Origin of the sequence: Lautropia mirabilis, from assembly GCF_900637555.1 — a bacterium.
GTDB lineage: Bacteria > Pseudomonadota > Gammaproteobacteria > Burkholderiales > Burkholderiaceae_E > Lautropia > Lautropia mirabilis.
Genome location: NZ_LR134378.1, coordinates 559953 through 582096 on the forward strand (window position 1 = coordinate 559953; position 22144 = coordinate 582096).

Consider the following 22144-nt stretch of genomic DNA (forward strand, 5'->3'; position numbering starts at 1 on the left):
CTGGCCGTTCTGCGTACAAGGATTACAAACGGTATCTCACGCAACATTGGCATTCATTTGCAGCGGTATTGCGTTACGGGAATCCGTCCAAAAGCAAACTTTTGTCATACGCCGGCAACGCATTCGGAACTGGCCGTGGTGAATGCACGACATTCCCCCTGCCGGGCAGCAGGAATAACCGGCGGCCCCGGTCTGCCGGCCGGCACCGATCCGTCTGATTTCAGTCCCCGCGCCGGCGGAAGCGATAGATGGCCTGGGTGGCCCGCTTGACCGGGAACCAGCGTACCGGCCGGCCTTCGGCCAGGAAGATGCGCTCCATGATCACCAGGCCCAGCCGCTCGGCCAGATCCTCGAAATCATGGGGCGTGGTGAGGTGCAGGTTGGGCGTGTCGAACCACTCGTAGGGCATCTCGCGCGTGATGGGCATGCGCCCGCGCAGGATGGACCAGACGTGGAACCAGTGGCCGAAGTTGGGGAACGAGACGATGCCCTCGCGCGCCACGTGACTCATGTCCTCAAGGACCTTCTCGGTGCGCTTGGTGGCCTGCAGGGCCATGGACAGCACCACCACGTCGAACTTGTCGCCGCCGCGGAACATGCCCAGGCCATCCTCGATGTTGCGCTGGATCACGTCCACGCCGCGTCGGGCGCAGGCCAGCACCTCGGCATCGTCGATCTCGACGCCGTAGCCGTGGCAATGCTTGACCTGCGAGAGGTAGGACAGCAATGCACCGTCACCGCAGCCCAGGTCAAGCACGTTGGCATAGGGGCGGATCCAGTCGGCGATGATGGCCAGGTCGGCCCGCAGTTCCGGGGTTTCAGCAGACATCAGGCGTTTACCCCCGAATGGATGCGGTCAAAGTAGCTGCGCACCAGACTGTGGTAGCGGGCGTCGTCCAGCAGGAAGGCGTCGTGGCCGTGGGGCGCATCGATCTCGGCATAGGTGACGGGGGCTCGGTTGGCCAGCAGCGCCTTGACGATCTCATGGCTGCGTGCCGGTGAGAAGCGCCAGTCGGTGGTGAACGACGCCACCAGGTAGGCACACTGCGCGGGTGAGAGCGCCTTGGCCAGATCACCGCCGGTAGCACGGGCCGGGTCGAAGTAGTCCAGCGCGCGGGTGAACAGCAGATAGGTGTTGGCGTCGAAATAGCGCGAGAACTTTTCGCCCTGATAGCGAAGATAGCTCTCGATCTCGAATTCGACGTCAAAGGAAAAACCGTAGTGTCCGTGCTTGAGCATCCGGCCGAACTTCTCGGCCATGGTGTCGTCGGACAGGTAGGTGATGTGGCCGATCATCCGCGCCACCTGCAGGCCATGGGCAGGCACGGTGTCGTGGTCGTAGTAGCGTCCGCCGTGGAAGTCGGGATCGGTGACGATGGCGCGGCGTGCCACTTCGTTGAACGCGATGTTCTGGGCCGACAGGCGCGGTGCCGTGGCAATGGCCACGCAGTGAGCCAGGCGCTCGGGATAGAGGTAACTCCAGGCCAGGGCCTGCATGCCGCCCAGCGAGCCGCCCATGACGGCGGCAAAGCGCTCGATGCCCAGCGCATCGGCCAGACGTGCCTGGCTGTGCACCCAGTCCTCGACGGTGATGACCGGGAAGCTCGGACCATAGGGCCGGCCGGTGGCCGGGTCGGTGGACTTGGGTCCCGTGGAGCCGAAGCAGCTGCCCAGGTTGTTGACGCCAATGACGAAGAAGCGGTCAGTATCGACCGGCTTGCCCGGGCCGACCATGTTGGACCACCACCCATGCTCGTCGGCCGTGCCGGCCGTGAGGCCAGCCACGTGGTGCGAGGCGTTGAGGGCATGGCAGATGAGGACGGCATTGCTGCGCTGCGCGTTGAGGGTGCCGTAGGTCTCGTAGACCAGCTCATACGGCCCGAACTGTCCGCCGCTGGTCAGCGGCAGCGGTTCCTCGAAGCGATGCCGGACGGGCGTGACCAGCAGACTCATGCGTTGACGGCTCCAGAAAATGAGGGCATGGCCGAGGCATCCTCGATGCCCAGACAGGCCAGGCCGCGGCGGATGCTGCCCAGGTCGTCCTGCACCAGCATGCGACGCACCAGCGGCGTGAGCTGGCGAGTATCGACCTTGAGCACTTCGCTCTTGACGCGCAGAAGGCGCGACGGAAGCATGGAAAAGGATCTTAGCCCCATGCCGAGCAGCAGCGGTGCCACCCTGTGCTCGCCAGCCATCTCGCCGCAGACACAGACGGGTTTGGAGGCCTTGCGCGCAGCGCGGATGGTCAGCGCAATCAGGCGCAGCACGGCCGGATGCAGCTCGTCGTAGAGATGGGCGATGCGCTGGTCGGTACGGTCGATGGCCAGGGTGTACTGCACCAGGTCGTTGGTGCCGATGGCCAGGAAATCCAGCTTGCTGGCGAAGATGCCGGCCGACAGCGCCGCAGCCGGCACCTCGATCATGCCGCCCACCGGGATGTGTTCAGCCACCGGTTCGCCACGGCTGGCCAGCTCCTGGCGGGCCTGGGCCAGCAGCAGCATGGCCTCGTCCACCTCATGGGGCTGCGTCAGCATCGGCAGCAGGATCTGCAGGTTGCCGTGGACGGAAGCCCGCAGAAGCGCCCGCAGCTGCACCAGGAACATCTCGGGCTCGGCCAGGCTGTAGCGGATGGCACGCCGCCCCAGGGCCGACGTGGCACCGGGAATCAGCGCCTGGGCGGGCAGGATCTTGTCAGCACCCACGTCGATGGTGCGGATGGTGACAGGCCGGCCCTGCAGCGTCTCCAGCACCTGGCGGTAAGCGCGGTACTGTTCTTCCTCGTCCGGCAGCTGGCAGCGATTCAGGAAGAGAAACTCGGACCGGAAGAGCCCGATGCCCTCGGCCCCCGCGCGCACGGCATCCTCGGCCTCCTCGGGCCGCTCGATGTTGGCCAGCATGGTGACGCGGCAGCCATCCTGGGTGACACAGTCCACATCGGCCAGCTGCGCCAGCAGGCGCTCCCGCTCGGCCGCCTCGCGCTGGCGTTCGCGATACTGTTCCAGCAGCGCCTCGTCGGGCCGGACGATCACCTTCCCGGCGTCACCGTCCAGAATGAGAAAGTCGCCATCGCGGATGCGCCCGGTCGCGTCGTCCACGCCCGTGACGGCCGCCACACGCAGGCTGCGCGCCAGAATGGCCGTGTGTGAATGGATGCCGCCCTGCTCGAACACGAAGCCCAGCACCCCGCGCAGCTGCAGCATGTCGGCCGGCTGCAGGTCCTGAGCCACGTAGATCAGCGGCTCCCCGCCACCGTTACGGCCAACGCCCAGCTGACTGGCACCCGAAAGTGCCTTCAGCAGCCGGTCGGCCACCTGTTCGACGTCACGGCCGCGTTCCTTCAGGTAGGGATCCTCGATGGCACGAAACTGCGCCATCAATTCCTCGGCCGTCTCGGAGATGGCCCATTCGATGTTGAGTCGCTCGTTCTCGACCCGGGACTTGGCTCCTTCGATCAGCGCCGGATCGTTCAGCAGCATCAACTGCACGTCCAGGAGCGCCCGGGCCTCGGTCGGTGCATCAGCCGGCAACTGGGCGGCCACGCCCTGCAGCTCGGCCTCGACCGCGGCACAGCCTTCGCCCAGTCTGGCCCATTCGCCCGCCACCTCCCCGGAGGTGATGTAGTAGCGCGGCACATCGATGAGCGCGGTATCCAGCACACAGGCCCGCCCCAGCACGATGCCACCACCGATGGGCGCGCCGACCAGCGTCTGCATCATGCACCGGCCCCGAGTTCTTCACCGAAGCCCGAAGCGATCAGATCGACCAGTGCCTTCAGCGCAGCGTCCTCATCTTCGCCATCCACCTCGATCTTGAGCACGGTGCCGCAGGCGGCCGCCAGCATCATCACTCCCATGATGCTCTTGCCGTTGACGCGCCGCGCGCCCTTGGTGAACCACACGCCCGACTGGAACTTGCCGGCCAGCTGCGTGAGTGCAGCGGACGGGCGGGCATGGATCCCGAGGCGGTTGACGATCCTGACTTCGGCTTCTTTCATGAATGTGAGGGGTTGGAGGGTGGGGTGTCGGACAGTGGGGAGCAGTCGTTTCGCACAGAGGTTGATGGTGTGGAGGGGGCTTCCGGATCAGCCGCGTCGTCGGACTGCTGTGCCCTGTCCAGCCGACGCCCGGGATATCCGGTATCGACCCGCCCGATGCCGTCGGCCGCATCGCGCAGCACCAGGGACTCCAGCTCGACCAGGGGCAGGCGCGCCCGATAGTTGAACACTTTCAGCAGGATGGGCAGGTTGACGCCATAAAGGACACTGACCCGACCCGGCACGGCCATCTGCATGGCAATGCGCGACGGCGTGGCACCGTACAGATCGGTCAGCACCACCTGGCCGCTGCCGTCATTGATGCGGCTGGCCAGCGCCCGCGCCTCGCGCAGCGCCTGATCGGGATCCTCGTCGGGAATGATGTCCAGCGCAGCCGCCTGCACCGGCAGGCCGCGATAGACATGCCGGCAGCACCCCAGGAGCGCTGTGGCCAGGGGCTGATGCGCAATGATCAGCACCGAGATCATGAAGGTTCCCGCTCAGGCCCCGGCGGCGGAACGATCGGCCGCCACACGCTTTTCCAGCTGTGCAATGAAGAAATCGGGCACATCGAAACCGGTCTGCGCCGTGATTTCCATGAAACCGGTGGGGCTGGTGACGTTGATCTCGGTGAGGCTGTCGCCAATCACGTCCAGACCCACCAGGAAAAGTCCCTTGGCTGCCAGGCGCGGGCCCAGGTAGCGGGCGATCTCTTCATCACGCGCCGACAGCGGCTGCGCCACCGGCTTGCCGCCGGCCGCCATGTTGCCCCGCGCCTCGCCGGCCTGCGGGATGCGCGCCAGCGCGTGCGGCACCACCTCACCGTCGATGAGCAGGATGCGCTTGTCGCCCTGCGCGATGGCCGGCAGGTAGCGCTGCGCCATCACGGTGCGCGTGCCGAAGCGGTTCATGGTTTCCAGAATGACCGACAGGTTGGGATCATCCTGACGTGCCCGGAAGATGGAGGCCCCACCCATGCCGTCCAGCAGCTTCAGCACCGCCTCGCCATGGCGGGCGACAAACTCGCGCAGCCGGGCCGGATCGCGCGTGACCATCACGTCGGTGGTCAGCTGCGGATAGGCCGTAATGGAGAATTTCTCATTATGGTCGCGGATGGCGGCGGGATTGTTGTAGACCCGTGCCCCCTGCTCGACCGCCCGCTCCAGCATGTAGGTGGAATAGACATATTCCATGTCGAAGGGCGGATCCTTGCGCATCAGCACGGCATCGAAAGCCGACAGAGGCTCGGTGCGCACCTCGCCGGCCTTGTACCAGGGGGAGAGCTCGCCGGTCAGCTCCAGCGGCGTCACCCGGGCCGTGACCTTGCCCTGATCCAGACTGATGTCACCCTGCAGGCAACCGAAGACCCGGTGGCCACGCGCCACAGCGGCCCGCATCATGGCGATGCTGGTCTCTTTCTTGGGCTTGAGGGAATCGAAGGGATCGAGGATGAAAAGAATGTCCATGCGCCACCCGAAAAGGGACAGGCCGGCCGGATGCCGGTCAATCGGCCCATTCTAGAGCGTGTCCGCCGTTTTAGCATCCTGCCCCGCCTGCCCACCCATCCTTAAATGAATTCTGCATCATGAATTCTTGATTCCCGCTTTCGGCCTAAGCCTTTCGGACAGGAATCGTGATGATCAGACGCGGATTGCGTACCATCGGAAGCCTTGAACCCTCTTCACATTCTTTCCTACCGACAGGAGTTCCCATCTCATGGAAAAACAGGCTTTCTTCCAGGACTTTCAGCAGAAGGTCATGGACCTGATCAAGGCCAGCCCCGCCGCCGACATCGAACGCAACATCAAGGCGCTGATGGGCCAGACCTTCAACAAGCTGGAACTGGTCAGCCGCGAGGAATTCGATATCCAGGCCGCCCTGCTGCAGTCGCTGCAGGCCCGGGTGGATGCCCTGGAAGCCCGCCTGGCCCAGCAGGCCGACCAACGGGACGGCGGCCAGCCGAACGCCTGATGAACACCCTGGCGGTGGTCCATGCGCGGGCCCTGCTGGGCCTGTCGGCACCTCCGGTTTCCGTCGAGGTGCATCTGGCCAACGGCCTGCCCGCCTTCAGCATCGTGGGCCTGCCCGAGACCTCGGTGCGCGAAAGCCGTGAACGGGTGCGCGCCGCGCTGCTGCAGAGCGGTATCGAGTTTCCCAACCGCCGCATCACCGTCAACCTGGCTCCGGCCGACCTGCCCAAGGAATCCGGCCGCTTCGACCTGCCCATCGCCATTGGCATCGCTGCGGCGGCGGGTCTGGTGCCGCTTGCGGCACTGCAGGACCTGGAGCTGGTGGGTGAACTGTCCCTGTCGGGCGAACTGCGACCGATCCGCGCCGCCCTGGCCGTGGCCGCCGGCGTGAAAGCCGACGCTCCGGGACGCACGCTCATCCTGCCCCGTGACAACCTGGCCGAGGCCCGACAGAGTGGCCTGCAGACCCTGCATGGCGCCCCCGACCTGGCGGCGGTCATCGCCCACCTGCGCGGTCAGACGCTGCTGCCGCGCCCCACGGACAACGCTTCCGTTCCGGACGAGCCCGACACCGAGGCACCGCCTGATCTGGCCGATGTACGTGGCCAGCCGCTGGCCCGCCGGGCGCTGGAGATCGCGGCAGCCGGCCTGCACCCGCTGCTGCTGTGTGGATCACCCGGCACTGGCAAGAGCATGCTGGCTACGCGCCTGCCCGGCATCCTGCCGCCACTCACGTCAACCGAGGCGCTGGAGGTCGCCGCCATCCGCTCGGCCAGCGGTCAGCCGGCCACCCGTTCGCGGCGCGCGCCCTTTCTGTCCTGCCATGCCAGCACCAGCCCGGCAGGCTTGCTGGGCGGTGGTCAGCCACCACGGCCCGGCAACATCAGCCTGGCCCACCATGGCGTGCTGATGATGGACGAGCTGACCGAATTCCGGCGCACCGTCATCGAATCGCTGCGCGAGCCGCTGGAAACCGGGCGCATCACGCTCAGCCGCGGCCCCTACAGCGAGACCTTCCCGGCGCGCTTCCTGCTGGTGGCCACCATGAATCCCTGCCCCTGCGGCAACCTGGGTGATCCGGCGCGCGCCTGCCGCTGCACGCCTGCGCAGATCCGCCGCTACCAGGCCCGACTCTCCGGCCCCTTGCTGGAACGCTTCGACCTGGGCATCGAGATGATGCGAGAACCGGCCAACGACGTGTCCAACAAGGCCCCGGCCCCGGAAGACAGCGCCACCGTGGCCCGGCGCGTGCAGTCCGCCCGCCAGCGGCAACTGGCCCGACAGGCCTGCACCAATGGCCATCTGCCCGTCGGGCGTTTCGATGACTGCCTGGCACTGCAACCCGATGCCCGCGCCCTGCTGACCCAGGCGGCCGACCGATTCGGCTGGTCATGGCGCAGCCAGCACCGCGTGCTGCGGGTGGCACGTACCGTGGCCGACCTGGCCGACAGCGCCACCGTCACACCAGCTCACCTGGCCGAGGCCATGGCCCTGCGCCGACCGCTGGACCATTTGGTCAGCGCCGAGGCAAACCCGGCATAATCGACGTGAGCCCTGCTCGCCCGACGCCCCTCCCGGCGTGGGCGACGGTGCATCCCGAGAGGAGAGACGACATGCTGTACGAATTCCGCAGCCGTGCCACCGGCAGTGTCACCATGATCGGCAAGGCCGCCGAACAGGTGCTGAAAATCATCGGCAAGAGCCCGGACGCCACCGGCATCATCACCGTGGCCCAGATCCCGGCAGCCATTGCCGCCCTGGAACAGGCAGCCGAACGCGAGCAACCGCCCGCCGATCAGCCACAGGACGCCGATGACCAGAACCTTCAGGAAGACGCCCGCGAGCGCTTCGTCAGCCTGCGTCAGCGCGTCTATCCGCTGATCGAGCTGATGCGAGAGGCGAAGGCTGCGGACGTGGACGTGACCTGGGGCGTCTGAGCGCCCCGCCCTTGGCCACGGCAGGCGGGGGCACCACGTCGATGCCCTGCGCGCACAACGCCTCGTAGATCCGGAAGGCACCCCAGGCATCATGGGCGGCATAGCGGCACTGGGCAGCCGACAGCGGCTGCCGCGACCAGTCCGAGGTGCCGATGGACTTGGATTTCTCGAAATACCGTCCGAAGGTGACAGCCATGGCCATGCGGATGCCCAGCGAGGCCCGATAGCCCAGCGCCCGATAGGTCTGGTCCAGATCCACAAGCCCCTGCGGGGCCACGCCAAAGCGCGCCAGCAGCTGGGCCCGATCACCGGCCAGGCCGAAACCCACCTTCAGCAGCTCAGGCCGCGCCAGCAGCCCGGCCACCGCCTGGGCACAGGCCGGATCCTGCAACGGGAACAGCCACGCGCGCTCTGCCGAGGCAAACTGCACCAGGTGCGGGCCATCCTGCGTCTGCCCCCGCACGAACACCGGTTTCGACTCGGTATCGAAGCCCACCACCGACAGCGCCCCGATCTCGTCAGCCGCCTGCTGCGCCAGCTGCGGCCCCACCATCACGATGGCCTCGTCGGGCAGACGCTCGAAGGGAGGCAGCGCCCGCACGGCCTCAGGCGACGGCAGGGGATGCGGTCCAGCCCCCCGTCGGCCCCGGGGAAGACGCCCCAGGGCATGCTCTGTCACCGGTGCGCCCCTGGACACCGGGTCGTTCTTCGGCACGGGCCTGACGTCCTGCGCAGGAACAGACCCCTGCACCGGCCTGGTCTGGGGGGCTTCCCACTCCGGCAGCACATCCTGCAGCGGCGCACGCCCGCCCGGAACACGCTCCGGCAGCCCCTGTTCAGGTGACACACTCGCCGGTTTGGCCACCGGCGGCGGCCGGAGAAGCCATGCAATCTGCCGGGTCATTGGTCGGCAAGCCTCATCTGTAACTCCCGGAATCCATCGCCCGGCGGCGATATCAGCCACGCCTTCACCCGCCAGGGCGCGCCAGCATTGGCCTCACGGCCGTGCTCCGCGCAAAAACGGGCATTCTAACCAAGGCCCACATGACGCATCGCAGCATTGCTGCTTACCCACATCCCCTTCTCCACCCCTGCCCCGCAGCCGGCACCAAACGAGTAACATCGGAGTTCAAGATGGTTAACATCCGTGTCACGGTCCCCGCTGGGGCTCGGGGGACATGTGTGCTGCCCAATCCGACAAGAGGCGACCAACCATGGCCAGAATACTCATCCCGATCGACGGTTCCGAGACCGCATTGCGTGCGGTGCAATGGGTCATCGAACAGATTCGTGCCGGTGTCAACCACCAGGTCTCGCTCCTCAACGTGCAGCCGGAAATCCTCTCCGGCCACGCCCGCGCCTACTTCACCAAGACCGACCTCGACGCCTTCATGGCGGAACAGGCCCAGGAGCAGCTGGCGCCCGCCCAGAAACTGCTGACCGAGGCCAACATCCCCTACGAATCCTCCTTCGAGCGGGGCCATGCCCCCATGGTCATCGCCGACCACGCGAAGAAGGCCGGGTTCGACCAGATCGTGATGGGCACCCGGGGTCTGAATCGTGTCAGCGGCCTGCTGCTCGGTTCCGTGGCTACCGGTGTGCTGCACCTGGTGGACATCCCGGTCACCCTGATCAAATGAAATCCTGCCCAGACCACAGGCAGCCCCTGTTGCCCGGCCCCCGTTCGCGGTGCTGGCCGGACATGACAGGAGCGTGGCGAGGACAGTATCGCTGACCACACCGACATCGCTGCCGGGTCGTTCGGGCCGGCTGGACCCTTTTCAGGCTGGAAGAACCTTCATGAACACGACAACGCAATCCCCGGAAAACACTCCTGTCGAAGTCCAGCTGGCGGCTGCGCCCCAGAATCGCGACGACGCCGTGCGGGCTGCAGGCAGTCTGCTGATCCAGGCCGGCTTTGCCGCTGACGGCTTCACCGACAGCCTGCTCAAGCGTGAGCAGACCGCCACCACCTTCCTGGGACAGGGCGTCGCCATTCCCCACGGCATGATCGACGACAAGCACCTGGTCAAGCGCACCGGTCTGGCCGTGCTGCAGGTCCCCAACGGCGTCGTGTGGGGCAAGGACGCCGAAGGCAAGCCCCAGATCGTCAACCTGGTCGTGGGCATTGCGGCTGCTTCCGACGAGCACATCAAGGTGCTGCGTCGTCTCACCCGCCTGATGCGTGACGACGCCCGCCTGAAGAAGCTCTTCACCACCACCCACGCCGCCGAACTCGTCGAGGCGCTGACCGGCGAGGCCCCGGCCTCTTCCCCCAGCGCCCCGGCCATGACCGACTTCCCCGTCGGCAAGGAAATCACCCTGGGCTATCCCAACGGCCTGCACGCCCGCCCGGCCGGCCAGTGGGTCGAGAGCATCCGCCGCTTCAAGTCGCAGGTACGTGTGCGCTGCGGCGACATCGTGGCCGATGCCCGTAGTGTGGCCTCGCTGCTGAGCCTGGGTGCCGGCAACAATGCCCGCCTGCGCATCTCGGCCCAGGGCGATGACGCCCAGGACGCCATCAGCGCCCTGCTGGGCACCATCAAGCTGCTGGGTGACGAGGAGACCCGTCAGGCCCGGCTGGCTGCCGACAAGCAGGCGCAGGCCCAGGGCCTGGGCCGCGAGCTGGGCACCTGGGAGCCCGAGGCCCGCAACACCTTCAGTGGCATTGCAGCCGCTCCCGGCCTGGTCATCGGCACCCTGGTGCTGGCCGAATCGCAGGAACTGGAAGTCGAGGACAACGCGGACGGCGTGGCCAAGGCGGCCGCCGACCTGGACCATGCCCTGGCCAATGCCCAGCGCCAGCTGGCCACGCTCATCTCCAACGCCGAGCGCCAGGGCCAGGCCGAACAGGCCAACATCTTCAAGGCCCACCTGGAACTGCTGCGCGACCCAAGCTGGCTGGGTGACGTCACCCGCTGCATCGTCGACGGTCACGGCGCCGCCTGGGCCTGGAAGAACTGCCTGACCAACCGCATCCAAGCCCAGCGCAAGCTGCAGGACGCCACCCTGGCCGCCCGTTCGGCCGACCTGGAAGATGTGGGCCTGCGCGTGCTGCGCCACCTGCTGGGCAAGGGCAACGAGGGTAGCAACTTCGCCCAGGGCCTGCCCGATGACGCCATCCTGCTGGCCGACGACCTGGCGCCGTCCGTCACGGCCCAGATCGACACCTCCCGCGTGAAGGGCTTCTGCACCGCCAAGGGCGGCCCCACCGCACACACCGCCATCCTGGCCCGCGCGCTGGGCATGCCTGCCGTCGTCGCTGCCGGCCCCGGCGTGCTGGTGCCGGCCCTGTCCCAGGGCGGTACCAAGGCCATCCTGGACGGCTACCGGGGCAAGCTGTACGTGGCTCCCACCGAAGCCGCCCTGGCCGAGGCCCAGCAGCGCATCGCACGCCTGGGTCAGCTTCAGGCCGAAGAAACCAAGACCCGGATGCAGCCGGCCACCACCACCGACGGCCACCGCGTCGAGATCGGCGCCAATGCCAACCGGGCCGACCAGGCACGCCGTGCGCTGGAATCAGGCGCCGAGGGCGTGGGCCTGATGCGGACCGAGTTCCTCTTCCTGGAGCGTGACCACGTGCCGGACGAGGACGAGCAGTACGAGGTCTACCGTTCCATGGTGAACGTGCTGGCCGGCCGGCCGCTGATCGTGCGCACGCTCGACATCGGCGGCGACAAGCAGGTGCCGCACCTGGCACTGCCGCACGAGGACAACCCCTTCCTGGGCGTTCGTGGCGCCCGCCTGCAGCTGCGCCGCGAGGAACTGCTAGTACCCCAGATGCGCGCCCTGTACCGTGCCGCCAAGCACGGCCCGCTGTCGATCATGTTCCCCATGATCAGCAGCATCGAGGAAGTGCAGCTGCTGCGCGAGCGAATGGAGGCCATCCGCACCGAACTGGATGCCCCGAACGTGCCACTGGGCATCATGATCGAGGTACCGTCCGCGGCCGTCATGGCCGACCAGTTCGCCAAGTACGTCGACTTCTTCTCGATCGGCACCAATGACCTGACCCAGTACGCGCTGGCCATCGACCGCCAGCACCCCGAACTGGCCAGCCTGGCCGACGCGCTGCACCCTGCCGTGCTGCGCCTGATCGCCCAGACCGTGGCCGGTGCCCGCCCGTACAAGCGCCACGTGGGCGTCTGCGGCGGCCTGGCCGGCGACCCGCTGGGCGCTGCGCTGCTGGTCGGCCTGGGTGTCGATGAACTGAGCATGAGCGCCAGCGACCTGGGCACCATCAAGGCCCTGCTGCGTCGCCAGTCGCTCAGCGATCTGCAGGCGCTGGCCCGCAAGGCCCTGGAGGCCGAGACCGTCCAGGAAGTCCGCGCGCTGGGTGCCGCCCTCAAATCCGCTTCTTCCCCCACTGCAGGAGATGCAGCATGACCCAAGTCCTGACCATCACTCTGAACCCGGCCATCGATCAGACCATTCCCGTCCCGAAACTGATCCCGGGCGAAGTGCATCGCGCCACCGGCCACAGCAGCACGCCGGGCGGCAAGGGCATCGGCGTCTCCATCATCCTGGCCTCGCTGGGTGTGCGCACCACCGCCACCGGCTGGCTTGGCGCCGACAACGACAGCCTGTTCGTCCAGGCCTTCGAGCGTAACGGCATCAAGGATGCCATGGTGCGACTACCCGGAAACACGCGCACAAACGTCAAGATCGTCGACAACGAGGCCGGTGAATCCACCGACGTGAACCTGCCCGGCATCCGCCTGGACGCCGGTGAACAGGCCAAGGACGAGCTGATCCTGGCCGACCGCATCGAAGCCTTGGCCCGGCCCGGCGACTGGTGCGAATTCGGCGGCAGCCTGCCCCCCGGCATCACGGTCGACATCTGGCTGCGTCTGGCCAAGCTGCTCGTGAAAAAGGGCGTCAACATCGTCATCGACGTGGCTGGCTCCCAGCTGGGCGAGATCCTGAAGCGCTGGCCCAAGGAAGTCTCCTCCACCGTCGGACCGGTCATGATCAAGCCCAACCGGCCTGAGCTGGAAGAGCTGGTCGGCCGCCCGCTCAAGCACGACAACAACGAAGTGATCAAGGCAGCGGAAGAACTGCGCGCCGGCGGCGTGCAGCGCGTCGTGGTCTCGATGGGTGCCGAAGGCGCGCTGATCATCGGCCCCGAGGGCCGCTGGCTGGCCACCCCGCCCAAGGTCCAGGTCGCAACCACCGTCGGCGCTGGCGATACCCTGGTGGCCGGCACCATTGCCCGGTTGCTGCAGGGCAGCCCCTTCCCCGATGCGGCTGTCTTCGGCATGGCCTGCGCCGCCGCCCGCATTCAGCAGATCGAATTCGGGCTGCCGCCGGTGCAGCAGGTCGAGGCACTGGTCAAGCAGATCAACGTCACCCCGCGCTGATCTTCCCAAGAACCCCCTAGAGGAGAGTCCCCGTGGCAAGCATCTTGGCGATTTCCGCCAGCCAATCCGGGCCCGCCCACAGCTTCATCGTCGGCGAAGCCCTGAAGTCTGCCGCCGCCCGGGCCGGACATACGCTCGGCCTGAAGGTCATCAGCCATCTGGGTGAGCAGGGCAGTTTCTCGAACGACGAGCTGGCCAAGGCCGACGTGGCCATTGTCGTGGCCGATGGTCCCGTCGACCTGTCCAGCCTTCCCAAGACACTGCGCATCTTCGAGAGCACCCCGCAGGCCGTCTTCGATGACGCCGATGGCGTGCTCGGCCAGGCCCTGGCCGGCAGTGGCGGAGCCGCCAAGGCTGCTCCTGCCGCCAAGACCGCTGCGCCGGGGGGCAAACCCCCGGCCGGCATGAAGGTCGTGGCCATCACCTCGTGCCCCACGGGCGTGGCCCACACCTTCATGGCCGCCGAGGCCCTGGAAGAAGGCGCCGAAACCGCAGGCTACACCATCAAGGTCGAGACCCGTGGCTCGGTCGGCGCGCAGAACACCCTCACCCCCGAGGAGATCGCCGCCGCCGACCTGGTGGTGATCGCCGCCGACACCCAGGTCGACAAGTCCCGCTTTGTGGGCAAACGGCTCTACAGCACCAGCACCAAGGCCGCCATTCATGACGCCGGCAAGGTGTTCGATGCCGCCTGGGCCGAAGCCACCCCCTGGGGTGATGGCAAGGCAGCCGCTGCAGGCGCCAAGGAAGAGGCCAAGGCGGGCAGCAGCGGAGGCCGCAGCGGCCCCTACAAGCACCTGATGACGGGTGTCTCGTTCATGCTGCCCTTCGTCGTCGCGGGTGGTCTGCTCATCGCGCTGGCCTTTGCCATTGGCGGTCTGGACGTTCCGTCGGACCCCAAACTGGAAGGCACGCTGGGCTGGTACCTGTTCCAGGTCGGCGCCAAGTACGCCTTCGCGCTGATGGTGCCCATCCTGGCCGGCTACATCTCGTTCTCCATTGCCGACCGTCCAGGTCTGGCGCCTGGCATGGTGGGCGGCATGATCTCCTCGGCCATCGGCGCCGGCTTCCTTGGTGGCATCCTGGCCGGCTTCCTGGCCGGCTACCTCACGCAGTTCCTGGCCAAGGCCATCAAGCTGCCGCGCACCCTGGAAAGCCTCAAGCCCGTGCTGATCCTGCCGCTGCTGTCGACCGGCATCATTGGCGTGCTGATGCTGAGCGTGCTGGGCAAGCCCATGGTCGCCGCCATGGAAGGGCTGACCCACTGGCTGCAGGGCATGCAGGGTCAGGACATCGCGCTGCTCGGTGCCATCCTCGGGGCCATGATGGCCTTCGACCTGGGCGGACCGGTCAACAAGGCCGCCTACGTCTTCGGCACCACGCTGCTGGCCAGCAACATCAAGATCCCGATGGCCGCCGTCATGGCAGCCGGCATGGTGCCCCCACTGGGCATCGCCGTGGCCTGCTGGATCTTCCGCAACCGCTTCAGCAACGAAGAGCGTGATGCCTCCAAGGCGGCCGCCGTGCTGGGTCTGGCCTTCATCACCGAAGGGGCCATCCCCTTCGTGGCCCGCGACCCGCTGCGCGTCATCCCGGCCTGCATGATCGGTGCAGCCACCACCGGTGCCCTGGTGGGCCTGATGCACATCGAACTGGCCGCCCCCCACGGTGGCGTGTTCGTGATGCTGATCCCCGGCGCCATCAGCAACGTTCCGATGTACTGCGCGGCCATTGCCGCCGGTGCCGTCGTCACGGCCCTGGGTCTGGGCATCCTCAAGAAACCCATGGCTGCCCAGGCGCAGGCCGCAACGGCGTAAGCTGCCAAAGCCGAACCGGGAACGCGACGTCACCCGCCACGTTCCCCACCCCAGGCCAACCCTTTACGGGTTGGCCTTTTTTGTCGGCGGTAGATAATAAGGAAGCGCAGCAACGGGCTCGGCAGCAGGGGCCCACCGCTCCCCGGCAGACCCGGGCCCGCCCCCCTGGATGGATACGTCCACTCCAGGGCCTCAGGCCATGGCCCTGCCAGGAAAACCGCCTGCGGCCCGGCCCGGAATGGCCGCCATCCCCTCCTCAAGAACGACAGCATGGAAACCGAATACAAGACACCACCCGAGAAGTTCACGGCCTTTCTGAAACGGCAACGGATGGTCTTCATCGTCGCCTTCCTGGGCTATGTCTGCGCCTATCTGGTGCGCAACAACTTCAAGCTCATGTCCAAGTCCATCATGGTGGCCAATGACTGGAACAAGGACGACATCGCCATGCTGCTGTCATGCCTGACCGTCTCCTACGGCCTGGCCAAGTTCTACATGGGCGCCCTGGGCGACAAGATGAGCCTGCGCAAGCTCTTCGCCACCTGCCTGGCCGCCAGTGCAGTCATCTGCATCATCATCGGCTTCTATCACACCTCCATCGCGGCCTTGGCCGTGCTGCTGGTACTGTGCGGCGTCGTGCAGGGCGCACTGGCCCCCGCCTCGCAGAACATGATCGCCAACTACTTCCCCAACCGTACACGCGGGGCGGCCATCGCAGGCTGGAACATCTCGCAGAACCTGGGCTCAGCCATGCTGCCCATGATGATCGCCTTCATGACCACGCTGGGCTGGATCATGCCCAAGACGGGCGACGTGCTGTACGCCTTTGTCGTGCCCGCCGTGGTGGTGCTGGCCGTGGCCGTCTTCTGCTGGAGGCATGGTGGCGACAAGCCCGAAGCCGAAGGCCTTGACTCGCTGCGCACCATGTACGGCGAAGCCGGTGAATCCAACGTCGCCAGCGAGGAAGAGAAGACCAACCTCACCTACTGGCAGCTCATCTGGAAATACGTGTTCTGCAACCCGGCGCTGCTGCTGGTGGCCTCCGTCAACGTGGCGCTCTACTTCATCCGCTTCGGCGTCGAGGACTGGATGCCCATCTACCTGCACGAAGTGGCCAAGATGGAAGACGCCCATGCCCAGATGGCCATTTCCACGCTGGAATGGGTCGCCATCCCCGGCTCGCTGCTGTTTGCCTGGCTGGCCGCCAAGTACCCCAACAAGATGGCCCGCATCGGTGCCATCGGCCTGTTCATCATGGCTGGCGTCGTCTTCGCCTATGAAGCCATCACGGCATCGGGTGCGCCCAACTACGCACTCATGCTGGTGGTCTGCGGCATTCTCGGGGCCCTCATCTACGGGCCGCAGCTCATCGTCAACATCCTGACCATCAACTTCGTGCCGCTCAACGTCGCCGGTACCGCCATCGGCTTCGTGGGTGTCACCGCCTACCTCATCGGCAACATGGGCGCCAACTGGGTCATGCCCATCCTGGCTGACAACTTCGGCTGGTTCTGGTCCTATGTCGTGGTGGCGGGTCTGTCGGTCTTTGCCGCCATCGGCTACCTGATCCTGGCCAAGCGCGAAGAGCAGGTCATCAAAGCATGATCCTGGCAACTCTTGCCGTCCTCTGCGGCCTCGTCATGCTGGTCTGGAGCGCAGACCGGTTCGTCGACGGGGCCGCCCGTACGGCCAGCTACTTCAAGGTGCCCCCGATGCTGATCGGCATGCTGGTCGTCGGTTTCGGCACCTCCGCCCCGGAACTGATGGTCTCGGCACTCTCGGCCATCCAGAACAACCCGGGCATCGCCCTGGGAAATGCCTACGGCTCCAACATCACCAACATCGCCCTCATCCTGGGCATCACCGCCCTCATCAGCCCCATCACTGTCCTGCAGCAGGTCCTGCGCAAGGAACTGCTCGTGCTCACGCTCGTCACCGGCCTGGCCGTCTGGCAGCTGTGGGATGGCCAGCTGACCCGGGTCGATGCCATCGTGCTGCTGGTCCTGCTGGCCGCGCTGGTGGGCTGGACCGTGCGTGCCGAGCACAAGGCCCACGCGCCGGCGGCCTCCGCCACAGAGGAAGGCGCCACCGCCCCCTCCCTCGACGATGAGGCCGCTGCGCCCATCCGCCCCATCCTCTTCTGGCTGATCATCGACCTGGCGCTTCTGGTCATCAGCTCGCGCGTGCTGGTCTGGGGGGCGGTGGAAATCGCCCACGGCTTCGGCGTCAGCGACCTGATCATCGGCCTGACCATCGTGGCGGTCGGCACCTCGCTGCCCGAGCTGGCTTCGTCCGTGGCGGCTGCCCGCAAGGGCGAGGACGACCTGGCGCTGGGCAACGTCATCGGCTCCAACCTCTTCAACACCCTGGGCGTCGTTGGCCTGGCAGTCGTCATCCAGCCCATGTCCGTTGAAACCCAACTGCTGAGCCGTGACATCCCGGTCATGTGCGTGTTGACCCTGGCGCTGTTCGTCCTGGGTTACAACTTCGGCAAGTCCCGCCCGGGGCGCATCAACCGGCTGGAAGGATGCCTGCTGCTGGCCGGCTACATCGGCTACACGGCCTGGCTCATCGAGAGCACCTTCATCCGGGGGGCAGCTTAGTCCACCCTCTGCCTTCAGCAAGGCCCGGCTACCGCGGCCGCCACGGAACAGCCAGGGGCGCAGACCCCGGCCCATGCAGGCCCCTGACTCAGGCCACACCCAGAGCCGGATCCGCGCACACCTCGTGCCGGATCCGGTTTTCTTTTCCGGGTGCCTGCTCGGCCCCATGATGGCCCCATGATTGCCTGATGAGGGGCCGCTCACGGGGCGCCGCGGGTCACGCCCTCACTGTCCCAGCGTGGCCGGGATCAGCTTCTCCAGCCCGGCCAGCGGGGCCAGAACCTCGGGCGACAGATGATGACGCTGCGCCATCCAGGCCGCCGTGTTCATCGACGCATACACGTTGCCCTGGCTGTCTTCCCACACCAGCACCTTCGACGGCAGGTCGATCGCCAGCGTCGGCGACTTCACCATCATCGGCGTGCCCACCTTGGGATTGCCAAAAACGATCACGCTGGCGGCCGGCATCTCCAGCGAATGCTGCTGCGCCGCCTTCTGGTGATCAATGACGGTGAACACCGTCAGGCCCTTGGCCAGCAGTGCTTCCTGCACCCGCTTGATCGAATCCGACACCGAATACCGGCTCCGGATCGTCAGAAGCCCATCCACCTGGGCCGGCGCCGCCGCCCCGCCCTGCCCGGCAGCCTGTCCCGCCGCCGGCGTTGCCTCATCGGCCGCCATCACAGATCCTCCCGTCATCATCAGGCCCACAGCCAACCCGGCCAGCACCGACCGGTACCCCCATGCCTTTCTCATCCGTCTCATCGACGCTCCTCCGAAAGAATGGCCAAGAATGCTCCGATGGCAAGGCCAGGAAACCGTCCAGCCGCGGTCACGCAACCGGTCAGACCCCACAAACACCTTGCCCGTGATCCCACAATCATACGGGAAAGCCGGCCAGCGTCGCCTTCCGTCAGCCCACGCCCCAGCCACCTGTCGGCGGCACGTAGAATCCTCCCCTTCGCCCCCGGCAAGCGCCGCGCAGCGCTGCGCGACCACCGCCCCAGGCGAACACGACTCCAGCACGGACCTGCTCCGACCTGCCCCTGCGCCATGATCGTCCGCTCCCGCCCTCATTGGCTGCGCATGCTCTTCGTGCTGCGCGGCTCCATCCTGCCCACCATCAGCCCACAGCTCATCATCATCACGCTGTTTGCCACGCTGGTCACGGCACTGCATGGCCAGATCCTGGACTGGAAGGTCTCGCTCAACTTCGTGCCCTTCTCCCTCATCGGCGTGTCGCTGGCCATCTTCCTGGGCTTTCGCAACAGCACCAGCTACGCCCGCTACTGGGAAGCCCGCACCCTGTGGGGACAGGTCCTGGCCGCCACCCGATCACTCGGCCGCCAGACACTCACCCTGTCCAGCAACCGGCCGCTTGCCCGGCCGATGATCCTGCATCTGTGCGCCTTCGCCCACCTGCTGAAGCACCAGCTGGCCCGCACCGACCCCAGCACCGACATCCACCTGTTCCTGGACGAAGCCGACAGCCGACGTGTGCTGCAGGCCGAACACCGGCCCGCCATGGCCCTGCTGCTGGCCAGCGAATGGCTGGGCGAACGCCTGAAGGCCGGGGAGGTCACCCCACCCATCGCCACCGCCTTCGAACGCAACCTGCATGAACTGAGCACCGCCCTGTCCGGCTGCGAACGCATCGCCGACACCCCGCTGCCCTTTCCCTACTCGGTCATCATCCACCGCTGCGCCTACCTGTACTGCTTCTGGCTGCCCTTCGGCCTGCTCGACGGCATCGGCCTGATGACCCCGGTCATCGTCTGCTTCATCGCCTACACCTTCCTGGCCCTGGAAGCCCTGGGCGCCGAACTGGAAAACCCCTTCGGCCGCGACCCCAACGACCTGCCCCTGCAGGCGCTTTCCCATCAGGTCGAAACATCACTGCTGGAGATGATCCACGAACCGCCCCGCACCCCCCGGCCGGAAGTCGTCGACAGCATTCTGATCTGAGCGTGTCCTGCGCGCTTTCGCAAGCGCGTACACGGACGCCACATAGGGCAGCTCCACCTGCACGCTCTTATCGTCACGCTTCACCGTGAAGGCCGCCTTCGTGAATCCGGTCACGCGGCTATCCAGCAGCTCCACCACGTAGTTCCCGGCCGACAGTCCGTCGGTGGAGAAGCGCCCCTCACCATCGACCACCGCAACCGTCCGGGTGCCGTTCGTGCCCATGCCGGTAATGCCCACCTTCCTGCCCACCAGGTCACGCACCGGCTCCTTCGTCTTCGTGTCGATGACCCGGCCTTCCATCCTGGCTACCGGAACATGGGCCACGAAGGCCCATTGCCTGCTGAAGGCGCTGTCTTTCCCTGCACCATTGATAGTGACAGAGAGATTGATGTCTCCTTCCGGCAGACGTTGAATCACGTCTTTCAGAGCCTCATGGCTGAGGACGAATCCCCTCCCAGATTCAAGGGGTGTCCAGAGCCCTCTCAGAGCAATCGTGCCCCGGCCATCGACATCCAGAAGCGCATTTGACGCCACGGGGTGGATCTTGATACTTCCGGGTACCTCAAAAACGAGATCCCCAGTACCAATACTGTTGTCAGCCCCCAGCCCCTTCACCAGCAAGGGTACATACTCCGGCCTGCCCTCCGCTTCATCAAACTCGGTAATGTCAGCCACCCCCAGAAATCTCGGACTGGCCAGTTCAATCTTCAGCTCCTTCCTGACCCCCGGCACATCAGCTCGCATCCGGATCGTTCGGGTCTGCCCCGGATCCGCCGGTGTGATGAACCGGATCTCTCCGCCCTGCGCCACCAGATCCTCGACCAGATCCTGCCCTTCCAGAATCCGGATCCTGCTCACATCCGCATCCTCATCCGACATCCCCAGATCCGACGGATCCACACGCACGACCCGGGCATAACCGGACGGGAGAAACTCCCGCTCCAGATCCCCATCAGGCGTCTCTTCGCCTTGGGAATCGACAATCTCGATCGGGGACGCAGGGGAGGAACCGCTCCCGGCCTGAGCCTGCCCTGAGGCGTGCATCCTTTCTTTTGCCCTGGCGCCAGCCCCCTGGCTGCTGTCACTCCCATGGGCTGCCATCGAGAGTGCGGCCAGCATCACCGCAACGACACATCGCACATGAGGGATATCTTTCATGATTGGGCGTTTCCCGGTCCGGGAGTTGAGGGGGTACATCCATTCACGACTGTCTGATGACCAGATCGGAAGGCCTGGACAGTCCAGAGACACCCAGAATAGAGAGCGCTGTCACGGCCGTGCCCGCCCATCCGACAGACCGTCCGCATGAACATCCGGATGGGGCCCGCGCCTCCGCCAGGCACCCGCTATAGAATGAGCATATCCCCTGTCAACCAGGACACATGCCATGACCGCTTCCACCCCCGACACCCCGCGCCTCACCTCTCTCTCGCACGGCGGCGGCTGCGGCTGCAAGATCGCCCCGGGCGTGCTGACTGACCTGCTGGCCAGAAGCAGCGTGCCGCCCCAGCTGTTCCCCAACCTGCTGGTTGGCACCGAGACCGCCGATGATGCCGCCGTCTACCGCATCAACGAGCACCAGGCCATCGTGGCCACCACCGATTTCTTCATGCCCATTGTCGATGACCCCTACGACTTCGGACGGATTGCGGCCACCAACGCACTGTCTGATGTCTACGCCATGGGGGGGCAGCCCATCATGGCGCTGGCCGTCGTCGGCATGCCCATCAACGTGCTGCCGCACGATGTCATCGCCCGCATCCTGGAAGGCGGTCAGTCAGTCTGCCGTGACGCCGGCGTGCCCCTGGCGGGCGGCCACTCCATCGACTCGGTGGAACCCATCTACGGCCTGGTGGCCATCGGCACGGTCGATCCGAAGGATCTCAAGCGCAACAGCGGTGCCCAGGCAGGCGACGTCCTCATTCTCGGCAAGCCGCTGGGCGTGGGCATCTATTCGGCCGCCCTCAAGAAAGGCCAGCTCGACGAAAGCGACTATGCCACGATGATCGACGCCACCACGCGGCTCAACCGGCCCGGCCCCGAGCTGGCGCGGCTGCCCGGTGTGCATGCCATGACCGATGTCACCGGCTTCGGCCTGCTGGGCCACACGCTGGAAATGGCCCGGGGTTCAGGGCTGACGGCCCGCATCAACGGACGTGCCGTGCCGTTCCTGAAGGATGTCATCGAGCTTGCATCGGCCGGCATTCGCACGGGTGCATCGGGCCGCAACTGGGCTTCCTATGGCGCCGATGTCGACATGACCCCCGATGCACCGCCCTTCCTGCAGGACCTGCTGACCGACCCGCAGACGGCCGGCGGACTGCTGGTGGCCTGTGCCCCCGAAGCCGCCAACGACGTGCTGAAGTGCTTCAACCGCTTTGGTTTCGAGCAGGCCACCGCCATCGGACACCTGGAAGCCGGCCCGGGCCGCGTGCAGGTACGCTGATTTCCCCCCATCC

General features: G+C 66.4%; 20 protein-coding genes. 11 read left to right on the forward strand and 9 right to left on the reverse strand.

Annotated elements, in window-relative coordinates:
* Nucleotides 1–220: 220 nt before the first annotated feature.
* From metW to gshB, 6 genes are read right to left on the reverse strand one after another with little or no spacing between them, the layout of a single operon-like run.
* Nucleotides 221–829 (reverse strand): methionine biosynthesis protein MetW, encoded by a 609-nt coding sequence (gene metW / locus EL249_RS02250; protein ID WP_005674609.1) that lies wholly within the window; start codon nt 827–829, stop codon nt 221–223.
* Nucleotides 829–1953, reverse strand: coding sequence for a homoserine O-succinyltransferase MetX (metX, locus tag EL249_RS02255; protein ID WP_005674608.1), 1125 nt, complete (start codon nt 1951–1953; stop codon nt 829–831). The genes metW and metX overlap by 1 nt, the downstream gene beginning before the upstream one ends.
* On the reverse strand, nt 1950–3716 hold the full coding sequence (ptsP, locus tag EL249_RS02260; RefSeq protein ID WP_005674607.1) for a phosphoenolpyruvate--protein phosphotransferase: 1767 nt from the start codon (nt 3714–3716) through the stop codon (nt 1950–1952). Before ptsP (EL249_RS02260) ends, metX begins: the two co-directional genes overlap by 4 nt.
* Entirely contained in the window at nt 3713–3994 is a 282-nt protein-coding gene (locus EL249_RS02265; RefSeq protein WP_005674606.1) for an HPr family phosphocarrier protein, read from the reverse strand. Before EL249_RS02265 ends, ptsP (EL249_RS02260) begins: the two co-directional genes overlap by 4 nt.
* Nucleotides 3991–4521: a PTS sugar transporter subunit IIA gene (locus tag EL249_RS02270; RefSeq protein ID WP_005674605.1), complete on the reverse strand. Its 531-nt coding sequence runs from the start codon at nt 4519–4521 to the stop codon at nt 3991–3993. Before EL249_RS02270 ends, EL249_RS02265 begins: the two co-directional genes overlap by 4 nt.
* A gap of 12 nt (nt 4522–4533) precedes the next feature.
* Nucleotides 4534–5499: a glutathione synthase gene (gshB, locus tag EL249_RS02275; protein WP_005674604.1), complete on the reverse strand. Its 966-nt coding sequence runs from the start codon at nt 5497–5499 to the stop codon at nt 4534–4536.
* Nucleotides 5500–5749: 250 nt separating this feature from the next.
* Between gshB and EL249_RS02280 the strand changes: the two genes are divergently transcribed.
* The 3 genes from EL249_RS02280 to EL249_RS02290 all read left to right on the forward strand — a co-directional run bounded on the left by EL249_RS02280 (nt 5750) and on the right by EL249_RS02290 (nt 7940).
* Nucleotides 5750–6004: an accessory factor UbiK family protein gene (locus EL249_RS02280; RefSeq protein WP_005674603.1), complete on the forward strand. Its 255-nt coding sequence runs from the start codon at nt 5750–5752 to the stop codon at nt 6002–6004.
* Nucleotides 6004–7545: a YifB family Mg chelatase-like AAA ATPase gene (locus EL249_RS02285; protein WP_005674601.1), complete on the forward strand. Its 1542-nt coding sequence runs from the start codon at nt 6004–6006 to the stop codon at nt 7543–7545. The genes EL249_RS02280 and EL249_RS02285 overlap by 1 nt, the downstream gene beginning before the upstream one ends.
* 71 nt (nt 7546–7616) lie before the next feature.
* Nucleotides 7617–7940, forward strand: coding sequence for a DUF1840 domain-containing protein (locus EL249_RS02290; protein WP_005674599.1), 324 nt, complete (start codon nt 7617–7619; stop codon nt 7938–7940).
* On the opposite strand, the gene EL249_RS02295 is transcribed toward EL249_RS02290, so the two are convergent.
* On the reverse strand, nt 7855–8541 hold the full coding sequence (locus EL249_RS02295; protein WP_005674598.1) for a 3'-5' exonuclease: 687 nt from the start codon (nt 8539–8541) through the stop codon (nt 7855–7857). The two genes, EL249_RS02290 and EL249_RS02295, sit on opposite strands and share 86 nt — an antisense overlap.
* A 613-nt stretch (nt 8542–9154) precedes the next feature.
* On the opposite strand from EL249_RS02295, the gene EL249_RS02300 reads away from it, so the two are divergent.
* From EL249_RS02300 to EL249_RS02325, 6 genes are all read left to right on the forward strand, one after another.
* Nucleotides 9155–9580: a universal stress protein gene (locus EL249_RS02300; RefSeq protein ID WP_005674597.1), complete on the forward strand. Its 426-nt coding sequence runs from the start codon at nt 9155–9157 to the stop codon at nt 9578–9580.
* A gap of 160 nt (nt 9581–9740) precedes the next feature.
* Complete coding sequence (gene ptsP / locus EL249_RS02305) at nt 9741–12326, forward strand: phosphoenolpyruvate--protein phosphotransferase (protein WP_005674595.1); 2586 nt, start codon at nt 9741–9743, stop codon at nt 12324–12326.
* The gene (gene pfkB / locus EL249_RS02310; protein WP_005674594.1) at nt 12323–13300 is read left to right on the forward strand and encodes a 1-phosphofructokinase; all 978 of its coding nucleotides are present in this window, start codon (nt 12323–12325) and stop codon (nt 13298–13300) included. Before ptsP (EL249_RS02305) ends, pfkB begins: the two co-directional genes overlap by 4 nt.
* Nucleotides 13301–13332: 32 nt before the next feature.
* The gene (locus EL249_RS02315) at nt 13333–15117 is read left to right on the forward strand and encodes a PTS fructose transporter subunit IIC (RefSeq protein ID WP_005674593.1); all 1785 of its coding nucleotides are present in this window, start codon (nt 13333–13335) and stop codon (nt 15115–15117) included.
* A 270-nt stretch (nt 15118–15387) separates the two neighbouring features.
* Nucleotides 15388–16722, forward strand: a complete 1335-nt coding sequence (locus tag EL249_RS02320) for an MFS transporter (protein WP_005674592.1) — start codon at nt 15388–15390, stop codon at nt 16720–16722.
* Complete coding sequence (locus tag EL249_RS02325) at nt 16719–17720, forward strand: calcium/sodium antiporter (protein ID WP_005674591.1); 1002 nt, start codon at nt 16719–16721, stop codon at nt 17718–17720. The genes EL249_RS02320 and EL249_RS02325 overlap by 4 nt, the downstream gene beginning before the upstream one ends.
* Nucleotides 17721–17945: 225 nt before the next feature.
* On the opposite strand, the gene EL249_RS13100 is transcribed toward EL249_RS02325, so the two are convergent.
* Nucleotides 17946–18401 carry a DUF302 domain-containing protein gene (locus EL249_RS13100; protein ID WP_050781957.1) on the reverse strand — a complete coding sequence of 152 codons (456 nt, stop codon included), beginning with the start codon at nt 18399–18401 and terminating at the stop codon, nt 17946–17948.
* A 372-nt stretch (nt 18402–18773) separates the two neighbouring features.
* On the opposite strand from EL249_RS13100, the gene EL249_RS02335 reads away from it, so the two are divergent.
* Nucleotides 18774–19685, forward strand: a complete 912-nt coding sequence (locus EL249_RS02335) for a bestrophin family protein (RefSeq protein WP_040530137.1) — start codon at nt 18774–18776, stop codon at nt 19683–19685.
* On the opposite strand, the gene EL249_RS02340 is transcribed toward EL249_RS02335, so the two are convergent.
* Entirely contained in the window at nt 19614–20843 is a 1230-nt protein-coding gene (locus EL249_RS02340) for a peptidase associated/transthyretin-like domain-containing protein (protein WP_126348054.1), read from the reverse strand. The two genes, EL249_RS02335 and EL249_RS02340, sit on opposite strands and share 72 nt — an antisense overlap.
* Nucleotides 20844–21072: 229 nt before the next feature.
* On the opposite strand from EL249_RS02340, the gene selD reads away from it, so the two are divergent.
* On the forward strand, nt 21073–22131 hold the full coding sequence (gene selD, locus EL249_RS02345; protein ID WP_005674587.1) for a selenide, water dikinase SelD: 1059 nt from the start codon (nt 21073–21075) through the stop codon (nt 22129–22131).
* Nucleotides 22132–22144 lie beyond the last annotated feature (13 nt).

What these genes read in the sequence shown, in the direction of transcription:
- metW (WP_005674609.1), bottom strand. Translation starts at nt 829, where the DNA reads ATGTCTGCTGAAACCCCGGAACTGCGGGCCGACCTGGCCATCATCGCC.
- metX (WP_005674608.1), bottom strand. Translation starts at nt 1,953, where the DNA reads ATGAGTCTGCTGGTCACGCCCGTCCGGCATCGCTTCGAGGAACCGCTG.
- ptsP (WP_005674607.1), bottom strand. Translation starts at nt 3,716, where the DNA reads ATGATGCAGACGCTGGTCGGCGCGCCCATCGGTGGTGGCATCGTGCTG.
- EL249_RS02265 (WP_005674606.1), bottom strand. Translation starts at nt 3,994, where the DNA reads ATGAAAGAAGCCGAAGTCAGGATCGTCAACCGCCTCGGGATCCATGCC.
- EL249_RS02270 (WP_005674605.1), bottom strand. Translation starts at nt 4,521, where the DNA reads ATGATCTCGGTGCTGATCATTGCGCATCAGCCCCTGGCCACAGCGCTC.
- gshB (WP_005674604.1), bottom strand. Translation starts at nt 5,499, where the DNA reads ATGGACATTCTTTTCATCCTCGATCCCTTCGATTCCCTCAAGCCCAAG.
- EL249_RS02280 (WP_005674603.1), top strand. Translation starts at nt 5,750, where the DNA reads ATGGAAAAACAGGCTTTCTTCCAGGACTTTCAGCAGAAGGTCATGGAC.
- EL249_RS02285 (WP_005674601.1), top strand. Translation starts at nt 6,004, where the DNA reads ATGAACACCCTGGCGGTGGTCCATGCGCGGGCCCTGCTGGGCCTGTCG.
- EL249_RS02290 (WP_005674599.1), top strand. Translation starts at nt 7,617, where the DNA reads ATGCTGTACGAATTCCGCAGCCGTGCCACCGGCAGTGTCACCATGATC.
- EL249_RS02300 (WP_005674597.1), top strand. Translation starts at nt 9,155, where the DNA reads ATGGCCAGAATACTCATCCCGATCGACGGTTCCGAGACCGCATTGCGT.
- ptsP (WP_005674595.1), top strand. Translation starts at nt 9,741, where the DNA reads ATGAACACGACAACGCAATCCCCGGAAAACACTCCTGTCGAAGTCCAG.
- pfkB (WP_005674594.1), top strand. Translation starts at nt 12,323, where the DNA reads ATGACCCAAGTCCTGACCATCACTCTGAACCCGGCCATCGATCAGACC.
- EL249_RS02320 (WP_005674592.1), top strand. Translation starts at nt 15,388, where the DNA reads ATGGAAACCGAATACAAGACACCACCCGAGAAGTTCACGGCCTTTCTG.
- EL249_RS02325 (WP_005674591.1), top strand. Translation starts at nt 16,719, where the DNA reads ATGATCCTGGCAACTCTTGCCGTCCTCTGCGGCCTCGTCATGCTGGTC.
- EL249_RS13100 (WP_050781957.1), bottom strand. Translation starts at nt 18,401, where the DNA reads ATGGCGGCCGATGAGGCAACGCCGGCGGCGGGACAGGCTGCCGGGCAG.
- EL249_RS02335 (WP_040530137.1), top strand. Translation starts at nt 18,774, where the DNA reads ATGATCGTCCGCTCCCGCCCTCATTGGCTGCGCATGCTCTTCGTGCTG.
- EL249_RS02340 (WP_126348054.1), bottom strand. Translation starts at nt 20,843, where the DNA reads ATGAAAGATATCCCTCATGTGCGATGTGTCGTTGCGGTGATGCTGGCC.
- selD (WP_005674587.1), top strand. Translation starts at nt 21,073, where the DNA reads ATGACCGCTTCCACCCCCGACACCCCGCGCCTCACCTCTCTCTCGCAC.